This is a genomic window from Paraburkholderia sprentiae WSM5005, from assembly GCF_001865575.2.
In the GTDB taxonomy this organism is placed as follows: domain Bacteria; phylum Pseudomonadota; class Gammaproteobacteria; order Burkholderiales; family Burkholderiaceae; genus Paraburkholderia; species Paraburkholderia sprentiae.
The window spans coordinates 103,479-116,666 of record NZ_CP017562.2 but is presented as its reverse complement, the minus strand read 5'-3'; the positions used below and the strand labels follow the sequence as shown (position 1 = coordinate 116,666).

The following is a 13,188-nucleotide window of genomic DNA, read 5'->3' as shown; positions in this document are numbered from 1 at the left end:
CGGAACGAGGCTGCAATGAACTCTGATACGACCTTTCGCGGTGCTTCAGCGATAGAAAGCTGGCACGCACACATCTATTTCGACGCGGCGAGCCGCGACGCCGCGTGGGCGTTTCGCGAGCAGATCGACGCGCATTGGGGCGACAAGCTTCAGATCGGGCGCTTCCACGAACGACCGGTCGGCCCGCACCCGATGTGGTCGTATCAGCTCGCGTTCGCGCACGCGCAGTTCGCCGACGTGGTCGGGTGGCTCACGCTCAATCACGGCGCGCTCGATGTCTTTCTGCATCCGAATACCGGCGACGCGCTACGCGATCATCGCGACGCCGCCGTGTGGATCGGGCACTCGCACGCGCTCGTGCTGAAGGCGCTGATGTAGCAGCGATGCAGCGGCGCCGCGACGTATTCACATATTCGAGTACGCGCTGCACCAGCCGCGCGACGCGACCTGTTTGGTACCGAACAGCGTGCAGCCGCCGTAGGCATCCGCCGCCTTGCCCTGGAACAGCGAGCAGTTCGCACACGATTGCCCGGCCGCGAAGTTCGGAAATCTCGCCTTGTCGACCTTCGACGCATCTTCGGTATAGCCGACCGCCTGCGCCTGCGGATCGCTCTCGCTCAGCGCGTTGGGAACGGTCCCGGCAAATGCGGCGCGGGACAGTGCGAGCGACGAGCCGACGCCCGCACTCAACAACAGGAAATGGCGGCGCGATGTTTTCATTGCGATTTGTCTCTGGGTGGGACTGACAGCTGCGTTCAATCGAGAAAGCGTGCGAAGCGCTCGACCGGTTCGCGCTCGGTGCGCAGCGTGTTGACCGGCGCGCTCGGGTCGGCGAAGCCGAGCGACATGCCGCACAGGAACTGCTCGTTCTCGGGCAAGCCGAGATATCCGGCAATCAACCGATGAAACTGCATGAACGCGGCCTGCGGACAGGTGTCGAGGCCGCGCCCGCGCGCGGCCGTCATGATGGCCTGCAAGAACATGCCGTAGTCGAGCCAGCTGCCGCGCTCGAGGCTGCGATCGATCGTGAACAGCAGGCCGACGGGTGCGTCGAAGAAACGGAAATTGCGCGAGTGCTGTTCGTGCATGCGCGCCTTGTCGCCCTTGCCGATGCCGAGCAGGCCATACATGTCCCAGCCGATCTTGCGGCGCCGGTCGATAAACGGGGACTGCCATTGGCGAGGATAGTACGCGTACTCCTCCTGGCACAGCTCGTCGCGCTGCGGATCGTCGTATGCCGCGAGCAGATCGCGCGACAGGCGGCCGAGCGATTCGCCCGTCAGCACGTACACCTTCCACGGCTGCGTGTTGGTGCCCGACGGCGCGTGGCTGGCGGCGTCGAGAATGGCTTCGATGTCGGCGCGCTGCACCGGTGTCGGCAGAAAGGCGCGCACCGAGCGCCGCGTGATTAGCGCGCTGTCGACGGGGTTCGCGGGAGAGGTCATCGGCGGATGGCGGCAGAGCCAGCGAAGTGGGTCTGCACGATTCTAGCGCGTACCGCTTAAAGCCTGCCCGCGAGGGCACAGGCATCGCCCTGGCGTCGCGCCCTTACATCGTCCCCAACATCACCGCCGCCCCAATCGACCCCACCACGAGCACGAGCCCCACCGTCTTGCGCTTGTTCAACTCGGTCCACAACAGCACGCCCGTCAGCGACAGCAGGATCAGACTGCCCGCGAGCGTGTCGATCAGCAGCACCCAACCGACGCTCAAACCCACGCCCTTGTGCATGTTCGTGAGCATGGCAAGAAAGGTGTTCGCGCTGCGCTTGACCGTCACGGTGTGATTGCCGGCCCAGTATTCGACCGACGTGTTTTGCTTCGGCGACGCGAAGTTCAGCTGCCAGTGCTCGGGCTGCACGACGGTGCGATCGCCCCACGCCACCGGATGCTCGGGTTCCTTCAGCACGCGCCCCGGATTGCCGGCGATCTTCAGCTCCTGCTTGAGCCACTTTGCGAGCTCGCGCGGCGTTTGCGGCGCCGGTTGGGGCAGCGGAACCTGCATCACCGACACCTGCGGCTCCCCGGTCGAGACGCGCAGCGGGCCGCCGCGATGGTTCAGAAAGAACCCGGTCGTGCCGAACAGCAGACCGAGCGCCGCGCCCCACAGTCCGACCCAGCCATGCACGTTGCGCAGCCACTTGATGAAGGTCGCGCGACGCGAGCGCCGCTCGCGAGCTTTCAGCTCATCGCTATCGAGCCGCCGCGGCTCCTGCGCGCCCTGTTCGCCGGCTGCCGGCGGTTGAATGTCGACGGTGTCCGGTACGCTCACGTTTCACTCCAGCTACGCAACAGATTGTGATAACACCCGACGAGGCTGCGCCGCGCAGTCTCATCGGCATGGGTGGCATTGAGCCGTTGAATCGCGGTATCCATGTCGAACAGCAGCGCGCGATGCGTATCGCTGCGCACGAGGCTCTGCACCCAGAAGAAGCTCGCCACGCGCGCGCCGCGCGTGACCGGCGTGACCCGGTGCAGACTCGTCGCCGGATAGACGATCATGTCGCCGGCCGGCAGCTTGACCTGCTGCACGCCGTAGGTGTCCTCGATCACGAGTTCGCCGCCGTCATAGTCGTCGGGTGCGCTGAGAAACAGCGTCACCGACACGTCGGTGCGCAGCTTCACGCCGTTCGGCAACACGCGCACCGCGCCGTCGACGTGGCTGCCGAACTGCATGCCGCCCTCGTAGCGGTTGAACAGCGGCGGATAGACCTGGTTGGGCAGCACCGCGCTGATGAACAGCGGATTGCGCTCGATCGCCGCGAGAACCACGTCGCCGAGTTCGCGCGCGAGCGTGGTGTGTTCGGCGATCTGCTGATTGCGCTTGACCGGCGCGCCCTGATAGCCCGCGGTCGCGCGGCCATCGACCCATGCGTCGCCGGCTTGATCGAGCCGCTCGCGCATGAAGCGCAATTGCGCGGCGTCCAGTACCTTCGGAATGTGCAGCAGCATAGGGTGTCCTTCGCGTCGGCTTGCCGTTTTCAACTGCGGCAAGCCGCACGCATGCGCTCAGTGCGTATCGGAAGCGCGTATCAAAAGCGGTAGTTGAACGTCGCGAGCAGCGTGCGGCCGATGCCCGGCACCGAACGTCCGCCGTCCGACGGAATCAACGCGTCGTAGTAGGTCTTGTTGGTCAGGTTCAAGAGGTTCAGACGCACGTCGTACTTCTTAGCGTGATAGGCCGCGGTCGCGTCCCAACGCGTGTAGCCCGGCACCTTCACGTAGTTCGTATTCGACGCATAACGCGGCGACATATAGATCGGACCGCCGCCGATTTCCCAGTGCGGCGTGATCGCATACGTGGTCCAGAACGTCAGCGTGTTGCGCGGCGTGTTGGCCGGTGTATGACCCTGCGTGCCGTCGGCCGCTTTCAGGATCGTCGCGTTCATGTACGTGTAGCCGCCGAAAATCTGCCACTTGTCGGTGATGTGCCCGGTCACGCCCGCCTGGAAGCCGTCCACGCGAATGTCGCCGGCCAGCTGGTATTCGGTCGACGACACCTGCGTGCGCGCGTTGTCCTTTTCCTCGCGGAAGATCGCCGAGTTCAGCGAGATATTGCCGCCGAACAGATCCCACTTGCCGCCGACTTCATACGACTTCGTCGATTCCGGCGCGAGGTTCTGCGTGAGATTCGTGACCGTCAGGTTTTCGAGCGACGGGTTGAACGACGTGCCATACGACACGTAGTACGACTGCCAGTCGGTGGGCTGATAGATGACGCCGGCGCGCACGCTCGTGAAGTAGTTGGTCTGGCTCGCGTAAGCCGGCGCGCTAATCGTATTGTGGATACCCGCCGAGAAGCGATCCCAGCGCACACCGCCGATCACCTTCCAGTGCGGCGTCAGCGTGATCGTGTCGTTCAGGTAAGCGGCGATTTCGTTCGCGCTCGAATCGGCGTAGTTGCCGAGCGTCGTCGTTACGTTCGACGGCGTGCCCATGATCGGCGGATTGAGCATCGGCACGATCGGCAAGTTGTTGCGCGTGTACGCCTGGTTCGCATAGCTGTCGTGGCCCACTTCGACACCCGCGATCAGGTCGTGCTTGATCGGTCCGGTGTTGAATTTGTATTCGAGCATCGTGTCGTTGTAGATCGCGTGATTCTGGATCACGCGGTCATGACTCTGCAGTTTGATGAACAGCTGCGACGGCGACAGCGTCGTGAAGTTGCCATTGGTCAACGCCGTGCTCCCCGACAACGGCCCGGTCAGCACCGCTTGCGGCGCGGTTTCGCGCGCGTCGGTGGTCGAGTGCGAGATCTGCGTCTGGTTCGTCAGCGTCAGGTTGTCGGAGAACTTGTGCTTGATCGCCGCGGTGAAGATCTGCACGTCCTGGATCGTGCGGTCGCTGGTCAAGCCATAGAACGTGTTCTTCGGCACCGGCGCCGGACGGCCGTTCAGCGCCTGGATGCCGTAGTCGGGCATGTCGTGGTTGTGCTGGATCAGCGCGGACAGCGTGATCTCGGTCGGCGTGCCGATGCCCAGGCGCAGTTCCGGCGCGACGCCGAAGTCCTTGTTCTTCATCACGTCGCGCGTCGAGCCGAGGCTCTGGCCGAACGCGTTCAGGCGGATCGCCGAGGTGTCGGTCAGCTTGTGGTTCACGTCGACAGTCGAGCGGTAGCGGTCGTCGGTGCCGATCATGCCCGAGACTTCCGCCGAATCCGTCAGGTTCGCCTTCTTGCTGACCTGGTTGATCACGCCGCCGGTCGAGCCGCGGCCGAACAGCATCGACGACGGACCGTACAGCACCTCGAGCGATTCAAGGTCGAACGTGTCGCGGTAGTACTGGTTGCGATCGCGAAAGCCGTCCAGATAGATGTCGTTCTGCGCGGTGAAGCCGCGCAGGTTGATGTTGTTGCCGATCTGGCCGCCTTCGGCCGCGCCGATCGTCACGCCGGGCGCATTGCGCAGCGCGTCGGTAAACGACGTCGCGCCCTGCGAGGCGAGCAGGTCGCGATTGATCACGGTGACGGTCTGCGGAATGTCGCGCAGCGCGGTCGGCGTCTTCGCGCCGACGCTCGCGCGATCGGCCTGGAAGTCCTGCTGAACGGCCTGAGCCTGCACGCCGATGGCCGGCAGCGTCGGCGCCTCGGTGGCGGATACGTTGTTCGGTGCGTTGGCCGACGTGCTGGAGGCGGCCGGTTGCGGCGCGCTTTGCGCGACTGCCGGGGTCGCAAAACGAATGGCGAAAGCGAGCGCTAGCGCTGTCGCGAGCGGCGTGTGATTGAGCATGGAAATCCCGTCAGGAATGCGGCTGTCGAATTCGCATCACCGACGTCGAATTCATGACAAAGCCGCAATGGCTGGCTGCCGCTCTCCGTTGTGTGATGGAGATGACGGGATGGCTGGCTGCGTTTAAATGAGAATCGCTATCATTTCATATCTATTGGAAGTCAGCAATCGCGGTGCGCTTCAGGCACACCGAATCGCGACTCGGTTTATCCTTTTTACAACACTGCAGTTTCATCACCTCCGCAGCGCTTTCCTTCCTCCCTGGAGTCGACTTCATGCAATATCGCCAATTCGGCCGCACCGGCCTCACCGTTTCCCGCCTGTGTCTGGGCACCATGACCTTCGGGCTGCAAACCGAAGAAGCCGAATCGCACCGCATCCTCGACACGGCCGCTGACGCGGGCGTCAATTTCATCGATACCGCGAACGTCTACCCGCTCGGCGGCGGCGAAAATCTGGCCGGACGCACCGAGGAAATCGTTGGACGCTGGCTAAAGCGCAAGCGCGGGCGCTTCATTGTCGCGACCAAGGCGGTCGGCAAGATGGGACCCGCCGCGTGGGATCAGGGCGCGTCGCGCAAGCACCTGCTCGATGCGATCGACGCGTCCTTGCAGCGCCTCGGCACCGACTACGTCGACCTGTACCAGCTTCATTCCGACGACGCGACAACCCCGCTCGACGAGACGCTCGAAGCACTCGATGCGATCGTGCGCTCGGGCAAGGCGCGCTATATCGGCGTGTCGAACTTTCTCGCGTACCGGCTCGCGCGGGCACTGGGACGCGCGGACGTGCTACGCGTCGCGCGCTTCGTGTCGGTCCAGCCGCGCTACAACCTGCTGTTTCGCCAGATCGAGCGCGAGCTGCTGCCGTTGGCCGCCGAGGAGCAGCTAGCCGTGATGCCGTATAACCCGCTCGCGGGTGGACTGCTGACCGGCAAGCACCGGCTCGACGCGACGCCCGTCGAAGGACGCTTTACCGAAAGCGTCGGCAAGGCCGGCGCGATGTATCAGGAGCGCTACTGGCACGAGCGCGAGTTCGACACGATCGAGAAGCTCAAGGCGATCGCCGCGACGAGCGGCGGGTCGCTGGCGAAGGTGTCGATTGCGTGGGTGCTCGCGAATCCGCTGATCACGTCGGCGATCATTGGCGCGAGCCGCGCGGAACAGTTGAGCGATACGCTCGCGGCGGCCGAATTCACGCTCGATGGCGCGATCAAGACGCAGCTCGATGAAGCGAGCGTGCAGTATCGCTGGGGGGACGCGGCGCGCTGAGCGCCCGCCGGCATCTCGAGCGCGGCCCGGCGTTCGGCCGCGCGGGTTCACCGTCCGTAGCGCAGCACGGTGCTCGTCGCGGCGAGCACGTGATCCTTGATCGCGGTGAGGAAAGCGTCGCGCGTCAAGCCGGCCGGCAGCGCGTCGGGCGGCAGATCGAGCGCATAGACCTGCGCGACATAGTGATGCGGCACCTCGCCAACTGGCGGACACGGGCCGTAATAGCCGGGCCCGCCGGTGCGATTCGTGCCGGCGATGCTGCCCGGCGGCGCGGCTTCGCCCTGGGCGAGCCCGGTCGTGCCCGGCGCGATGCCGTACACGATCCAGTGCACGATGCCGAGTCCTTTCGCGCCGTCCGGATCGAAGATCGTCACCGCGAAACTCTTCGTGCCGGCCGGCGCGTTATGCCATTGCAGGGCCGGCGACACGTTGGCGCCGCCGCAGTTGTTCGCGCTCGCCGCGTGGCTTGCGTCGAGCGTGCCGCCGTCGGCCAGTCCCGGCGACGATAGCGAGAAGGCTTGGGCCGCATACGCAGGCGCGCTCGTGTAAGCGAGCAGCGCGCACGCGCCGACGCAGAGCAAACGCCGCACGAGGGTCAGGTGGATGCGAGTCATTGGGAGTCTCCGTCGAGGGCTTTGGAAGGAGCGTGACAGTCACATTCGAGAATGCTTCGCTTCAAGCGGCCGCTGTATCAACTATAGCTAGAACGTTGTTTTGAGATGGAAGAGGCGGCATATTGCGCACCGGGCTGCGCAAAAACGGATGAGTTACATCTTGAACCAACACCGTGCGAACTTCTGGAGTCTGCCGTGAAAAACGTTGGGGTTGGCATCCTAACTGCCTCTGCCCTCATCTTCGGTATCTCAGCTTGCTATGCGAAAGGCGATCAACGTGCGACTCCACAAGCTGGAGCACGTACTTATGCACAGAACTACAAAGACATGGTTCTAGCTACTTGCATAGCGACCGCCTACAAGAACGACAAGGATGCAGCCATGGATGCAGGAAGCAGCGTCAGTGCATTGCGAGACTGGACTTACTACGACCTGGAGAAGGCTCCAGACGCGATCAAAACCTTGGTGGCCAATTATTTGGCGCGAAATTATCAAAACCCGCTGGTTGAATCGGAAACCGAAGGTGTCCGTTTCGATTTCCTGAAGTGTCTTGACCTGTATTACAGTCAGGAATTAGACGCACAGGTCAAGCGTTTGGTCATTAACCCCAGGCGCACTTATAGGCAAGACAATCCGTGATCGCACCGGCAATCCACCCGCTCACTTCGGCTGGAACCGCCCCGTCTTCTGCGTCGCCTCCGGATACTGCCGCGTTTCGCGCACCGATAGCGGATGCCACAGTCTCGCGCCGCCCTCGATCCCCGCATCGTTCGATACGGTCGCCACGTTCTCCGGCAGCGCGAACTTGATGCGCGCCGCGTTGCCGCCGCCGATCCACAACTTGTCGTAATTGACCAGCGAATCGAGAATGCGGATCACCTTCTCGACCCGCCGGTTCCAACGCTTGTTGCCGACCTTCTCGCGCGCAGCCTCGCCGATGTACTCGTCATACGCCACCCCCTTCTTGCTGACCGGATGATGCGCGAGCTCCAGATGCGGCATCAGCTCGCCATCGCGAAACATCGCAGTGCCCGCGCCGGTGCCGAGCGTCAGCACGAATTCGAGGCCGTGGCCTTCGATCGCCGCGAAGCCCTGCATCTCGGCGTCGTTGATCATTCGCACCGGCAGACCGCCCAGGCGTTGCGCGAGCGAATCCGCGAGCGCAATGTCGTGCCAGCCTTCGACACCGAAGTGCGGCGCGGTCAGAATGCGATTGTCGCGCACGACACCCGGAAAACCGATCGACATGCAGACCGGCTTCACCTGCTCGATGAGCGGCGCAACGAGTTGCGCGAGCGCGTCCACCAGTTGATCCGGCGTGCACGGATGCGGCGTTGCAACGCGCACGCGCTCGGTTTTCATCTGCCCATCGGCATCGATGATCGCGGCCTTCAGGCCGGTGCCGCCGACATCGATCGCGAGGATGTGCTCGCTGCCGCTTTTCGGCGCGTTCGGTTTCGCTGCGTTTTTCTTGCGTGTCGTCACGATGTACCCCGGGTTGTGTTGAGGCGGTTGTGGTCTGTGGGCGCGTTCGTTCAAAGGTAGTGGTTCAAAGGCGCCGCTACGGCTTGCCGCCGGGCGTATTCTGCCGCAACGGCCGCCACACGTGGCCATCCCGCGCGAGCAGCGCGTCGGCTTCGGCCGGGCCATCGCTGCCGGCCGCATAACCGCGCACGGCAACCGCGCCGCCACTGCCGGGATGCAGCACGTCGTCGACCGCGCGCCAGCTCGTCTCGATGCTGTCGGCGCGCTGGAACAACGTCGCGTCGCCAAGCATGCAGTCATACAGCAGCGTCTCGTAGCCGACGTTGGCGCTCTCGGCGAAGAAGTCGTCATAGTTGAACGACGACTGCACCGCGCCGACCCGCATCACCGGCCCCGGCGCCTTCACGTTGAAATCGAAGCTCGAGCCGTGCGTGGGATCGATGCGCAAGGTCAGCACGTTCGGCGTCAATGCATTGACCGGCGTATCGCGGAACAGGCGGAACGGCACCGGCTTCAGCTGCACCGAAATCTCGGTGCGGCGCACCGCGAGCCGCTTGCCGGTGCGCAGATAGAAGGGCACGCCGGCCCAGCGCCAGTTCTCCACGAATACGCGTGCCGCCGCGTAGGTTTCCGTCGTGCTGCCCGGCGCGACGTCGGGCTCCTCGCGGTAGCCGACACCGGCCGGCCCGTTTTCGTACTGGCCGAAGACGACGTCGTCGGGCGTCAACGGCTGGATCGCGTCGAACAGCTCAGCCTTCTTGTTGCGCACGGCTTCGGCGTCGAACGAATTCGGCGGCTCCATCGCCACGATGCCGAGCAGTTGGAACAGGTGGTTCGGCACCATGTCGCGAAACGCGCCGGTCTGCTCGTAGAATCTGCCGCGCCCTTCGACGCCGATCGTTTCCGCCGCCGTGATCTGCACGCAGTCGATGTACTCGCGCCGCCAGACCGGCTCGAACATCGCATTCGCGAAGCGCACCGCGAGAATGCTCTGCACGGTGTCCTTGCCGAGAAAATGATCGATGCGGTACACCTGCGATTCTTGCGCATATGACAGGATGTGCGCGTTCAAATCGCGCGCCGACGCGAGATCGGTGCCGAACGGTTTTTCGATCACGAGACGGCGGAAGCCACCGTTCGCGCCGTCGCCTTCCTTCAGCAGGCCGGCTTTGCCCAGCCGATCGGCGATCGGCTTGAAAAACCGCGCGCCGACCGCGAGGTAAAAGATCGCGTTGCCGCCTGTCGACTGATCGAGCTTTTGCTTAAGCTTCGCGAACGTGTCGTCGGATTCGAACTCGCCCGCCATGTATTCGAGGCGCTGCGCGACCCAGTTCCACGCGTTGTCGTCGAGCTTGCCGGCGTGGAAGGTGCTGGCCTTGTCGGCGGCGAACTGCTGCAGCGACGTATGCAGGTCGTCGCACCATTCGCGCGTTTCCCGCTCGCCATGATTGACGCCGATGATCCTCATGCCGTCATCGAGCAGACCATCGACCGCGAGGTTGTACAGCGCCGGCATCAACAGACGTTTGGTCAGATCGCCGCCCGCGCCGAAAATCACCAGCGTGCACGGCGGCGCGGGCTTCTTGCCGGCCGGCGACGACAGCGCGTCCTGGGGGTTGGCGCTGAGCTTGCAGCTCAAGCCGGGCGTTGCGTTGCGTTGATCGGAAGAGACGGGAGGGTTCGGTGTAGTCGACATGGGATTCACTTGGACCTTGGTGAGCCGATAGAACGAACGTGGCGATACTTGGAAGACCACGGCTGCGGCCGCACAGTTCAATCGCGGCGCTCGGCGTGCTTACTTCGTCGTCGTGGCCGCGAGCGACGGCTCCGGCTCTTTCGCTGGTGCGGAAGCGGAAGCCGCCCCCACCGGAATCGGCGCCGGCACCGGTTCCCCCGCAAGCGGCACGTTGCCCGCCGCGGCCATCGCGCGCGGCTGCAACAGCAACGCGACGAGCCCGGTCCAGCCGGTCTGATGCGAAGCTCCGACGCCGCGCCCGTTGTCGCCATGAAAATACTCGTGGAACAGGATCAGATCCTGCGAACGCGGGTCGGCCTGCAGCAGCGGATACGCGCCCATCACCGGCCGCTCGCCGTTCTTGTCTTTCAGAAACAGCGTGGTCGCGCGGCGCGCGAGTTCGTCGGCGATTTCGCTTAACGAGAACTTCTGGCCCGAACCGGTCGGATACTCGACGCGAAAATCGTCGCCGTAATAGCGATGAAACTCGTACAACGATTCGATCAGCAGATAGTTGACCGGCATCCACACCGGCCCGCGCCAGTTCGAATTGCCGCCGAACACGCGGGTATCGGATTCGGCCGGCAGGTACTTCACGCAGAAGCTGTTGCCGTTGTGCTGGAACACGAAGGGATGATCGCGATGAAAGCGCGACAACGCCCGCACGCCATGATCGGAAAGAAATTCGCTTTCGTCGAGCGCGCGCCGCAACAACGCCTTCATCCGATGCCCGCGCAGCAGCGACAGCAGCAGCGCGTTGCCCTTGCCGGGCTCGTTCCAGCGCGACACGAGCTTGGCGAGATCGGGCCGATGCTCGAGAAACCACACGAGGCGCTCGCGCAAGCTCGGCAAGCCGCCGTGCAGACGCTCTTCGAGCACGTGCACGGCGAACAGCGGTATCAGTCCGACGATCGAGCGCACGCGCATCGGCAAGCTGCTGCCGTCGGGCAGGCGCAGCTTGTCGTAGAAAAATTCGTCAGCACTGTCCCACAGGCCCGTGTCGCAACCGTCGTCGCAGCTGACTGCTTCCGCGATGTACAGGAAGTGCTCGAAAAATTTCACACCGATATCGACGAACACGTGGTTCGCGTAGGCGAGTTCGAGCGCGATACGCATCAGGTCGAGCGCATACGCGGCCATCCATGCAGTGCCGTCGGCCTGGTCGATGTGACCGCCGGTCGGCAACGGCGATGAGCGGTCGAAGATGCCAACGTTGTCGAGCCCGAGAAAACCGCCCTGAAAAATATTGTGGCCGTCTGCGTCCTTGCGGTTCACCCACCACGAGAAATTGAGCAGCAGCTTGTGAAACACCAGTTCGAGGAAATCGCGGTCCGCCTTGCCGGTCAGCGCGCGATCGATCTCGTACACGCGCCACGCGGCCCATGCATGGACGGGCGGGTTCGCGTCGCTCAACGCCCATTCGTAAGCGGGCAACTGGCCGTTCGGATGCTGATAGCGGTCCTTCACGAGCAGCAGCAACTGCTTCTTGGCGAACGCCGGATCGATCAGCGCGAACGCGGCAGCATGAAACGCGAGGTCCCACGACGCGTACCACGGGTACTCCCACTTGTCCGGCATCGACACGATGTCCGCGTTGCACAGATGCCGCCAGTCGGTGTTGCGGCCGTGCTTGCGCGCGGCGGGCGGGCTCGGCTGCAGCGGATCGCCGTCGAGCCAGCGCTGCACGTCGTACTGGTAGTACTGCTTCGACCACAGCATGCCGGCGAGCGCCTGACGTTGCACGAGGCGGGCATCGGGGTCGGTGATCTCGTGCTGCAACGCGCCATAGAATTCGTCGGCCTCGGCGATGCGGCGCGCGATCAACCTGTCGGCATCGAATGGCACTTCATCGGTCGCCGATTGCGGGTGCCAGCGCAGATACACGACCGCGCGTCCGTGTGGCCCGAGTTCCAGCGCCGCATGCGCGGCGGCCTTGGTGCCCGCGTCGTGACGGATCGCGTTCGCGTCGGCGTGCACGAGGTAATCGTTGAAGCCGTCCTTGAACGGGCCCGCGCCGTCCGTGCCGAACAGCCGCTTCACGTTCGTGTCGTTCTCGCAGAATAGCCACGCGAGTTGCGGCGCGTCCTTCGACCACGCGGTCACGACGATCGGCTCGTGCACATGGTGATGGCCAAGCAGACGCACCGCGCCGTCATGATCGGTGCCCGCGACGAGCTTCGGCTTGTCGTTGTTCTCCTTCCACGACCACGAGTTGCGCGCCCAGATCTGCGGCAGCACATCGAGCGACGCCGCCTCGTCCGCGCGATTTTCGATCGTCACGCGCATCACGATGTCGTCCGGCGTGTTCTTGGCGTATTCGACCTGCACGTCGAAATAGCGCAGATCGTCGAATACGCCGGTATCGAGTATTTCGTACTCCGGCATATCGCCGCCGCGGCGCGCGTTTTCGTCGATCAGGTCCTGATACGGATAGGCCGAATGTGGGTACTTGTACAGCATGCGCATGTAGGAATGCGTGGGCGTGCCGTCCAGATAAAAGTACAGCTCCTTCACGTCCTCGCCGTGATTGCCTTGCGCGTTCGTCAGGCCGAACAGGCGCTCCTTGATGATCGGATCCTTGCGATTCCATAGCGCGAGCGACACACACCAGCTAAGCCGGTCGTCGCCGAAACCGGCGATACCGTCTTCGCCCCATCGGTAGGCGCGGCTGCGCGCATGGTCGTGCGGAAAGGAGTCCCAGGCGGTGCCGTTCGGGCTGTAATCCTCGCGCACCGTGCCCCACTGGCGTTCGCTCAGATATGGCCCCCAGCGCTGCCAGTGGCTGCATTCGGCTGAATGCAGCCGGGAACCTTCGATCGTGGCAAACAGATTGGCAGCGCGCAGCGGTGGCATGGG

The 13,188-nt window shown here is 63.9% G+C and carries 12 protein-coding genes; 3 read left to right on the top strand and 9 right to left on the bottom strand.

Annotated elements, in window-relative coordinates; all coding sequences use genetic code 11:
• Nucleotides 1–15 precede the first annotated feature (15 nt).
• Complete coding sequence (locus BJG93_RS17255) at nucleotides 16–378, top strand: DOPA 4,5-dioxygenase family protein (RefSeq protein ID WP_027195537.1); 363 nt, start codon at nucleotides 16–18, stop codon at nucleotides 376–378.
• A 27-nt stretch (nucleotides 379–405) separates the two neighbouring features.
• On the opposite strand, the gene BJG93_RS17250 is transcribed toward BJG93_RS17255, so the two are convergent.
• The 5 genes from BJG93_RS17250 to BJG93_RS17230 all read right to left on the bottom strand — a co-directional run bounded on the left by BJG93_RS17250 (nucleotide 406) and on the right by BJG93_RS17230 (nucleotide 5,227).
• Nucleotides 406–720 carry a high-potential iron-sulfur protein gene (locus BJG93_RS17250; protein WP_027195536.1) on the bottom strand — a complete coding sequence of 105 codons (315 nt, stop codon included), beginning with the start codon at nucleotides 718–720 and terminating at the stop codon, nucleotides 406–408.
• A 35-nt stretch (nucleotides 721–755) separates the two neighbouring features.
• Nucleotides 756–1,445, bottom strand: a complete 690-nt coding sequence (locus BJG93_RS17245) for a nitroreductase (protein ID WP_027195535.1) — start codon at nucleotides 1,443–1,445, stop codon at nucleotides 756–758.
• A 103-nt stretch (nucleotides 1,446–1,548) separates the two neighbouring features.
• A complete protein-coding gene (locus BJG93_RS17240) occupies nucleotides 1,549–2,271 on the bottom strand; it encodes a PepSY-associated TM helix domain-containing protein (protein ID WP_027195534.1) in 723 nt (240 codons plus the stop codon).
• Nucleotides 2,268–2,951, bottom strand: coding sequence for a Fe2+-dependent dioxygenase (locus tag BJG93_RS17235; protein WP_027195533.1), 684 nt, complete (start codon nucleotides 2,949–2,951; stop codon nucleotides 2,268–2,270). The genes BJG93_RS17240 and BJG93_RS17235 overlap by 4 nt, the downstream gene beginning before the upstream one ends.
• 80 nt (nucleotides 2,952–3,031) lie before the next feature.
• The gene (locus BJG93_RS17230) at nucleotides 3,032–5,227 is read right to left on the bottom strand and encodes a TonB-dependent receptor (RefSeq protein ID WP_027195532.1); all 2,196 of its coding nucleotides are present in this window, start codon (nucleotides 5,225–5,227) and stop codon (nucleotides 3,032–3,034) included.
• A gap of 275 nt (nucleotides 5,228–5,502) precedes the next feature.
• Here BJG93_RS17230 and BJG93_RS17225 point away from each other — a divergent pair, with 275 nt between their 5' ends.
• Complete coding sequence (locus BJG93_RS17225; RefSeq protein ID WP_027195531.1) at nucleotides 5,503–6,498, top strand: aldo/keto reductase; 996 nt, start codon at nucleotides 5,503–5,505, stop codon at nucleotides 6,496–6,498.
• Between the two features lie 47 nt (nucleotides 6,499–6,545).
• Here the strand turns inward: BJG93_RS17225 and BJG93_RS17220 are convergent, their stop codons facing one another.
• Nucleotides 6,546–7,112 (bottom strand): YbhB/YbcL family Raf kinase inhibitor-like protein, encoded by a 567-nt coding sequence (locus tag BJG93_RS17220; protein WP_027195530.1) that lies wholly within the window; start codon nucleotides 7,110–7,112, stop codon nucleotides 6,546–6,548.
• Between the two features lie 195 nt (nucleotides 7,113–7,307).
• Between BJG93_RS17220 and BJG93_RS17215 the strand changes: the two genes are divergently transcribed.
• The gene (locus BJG93_RS17215; RefSeq protein WP_034478124.1) at nucleotides 7,308–7,751 is read left to right on the top strand and encodes a type VI secretion system amidase immunity protein Tai4; all 444 of its coding nucleotides are present in this window, start codon (nucleotides 7,308–7,310) and stop codon (nucleotides 7,749–7,751) included.
• A gap of 21 nt (nucleotides 7,752–7,772) precedes the next feature.
• On the opposite strand, the gene BJG93_RS17210 is transcribed toward BJG93_RS17215, so the two are convergent.
• The 3 genes from BJG93_RS17210 to BJG93_RS17200 form a co-directional block, all read right to left on the bottom strand.
• The gene (locus BJG93_RS17210; RefSeq protein ID WP_027195528.1) at nucleotides 7,773–8,597 is read right to left on the bottom strand and encodes an ROK family protein; all 825 of its coding nucleotides are present in this window, start codon (nucleotides 8,595–8,597) and stop codon (nucleotides 7,773–7,775) included.
• A gap of 76 nt (nucleotides 8,598–8,673) precedes the next feature.
• Entirely contained in the window at nucleotides 8,674–10,293 is a 1,620-nt protein-coding gene (gene zwf / locus BJG93_RS17205) for a glucose-6-phosphate dehydrogenase (RefSeq protein ID WP_027195527.1), read from the bottom strand.
• A gap of 99 nt (nucleotides 10,294–10,392) precedes the next feature.
• On the bottom strand, nucleotides 10,393–13,185 hold the full coding sequence (locus BJG93_RS17200; protein ID WP_027195526.1) for an MGH1-like glycoside hydrolase domain-containing protein: 2,793 nt from the start codon (nucleotides 13,183–13,185) through the stop codon (nucleotides 10,393–10,395).
• Between the last annotated feature and the right edge of the window lie 3 nt (nucleotides 13,186–13,188).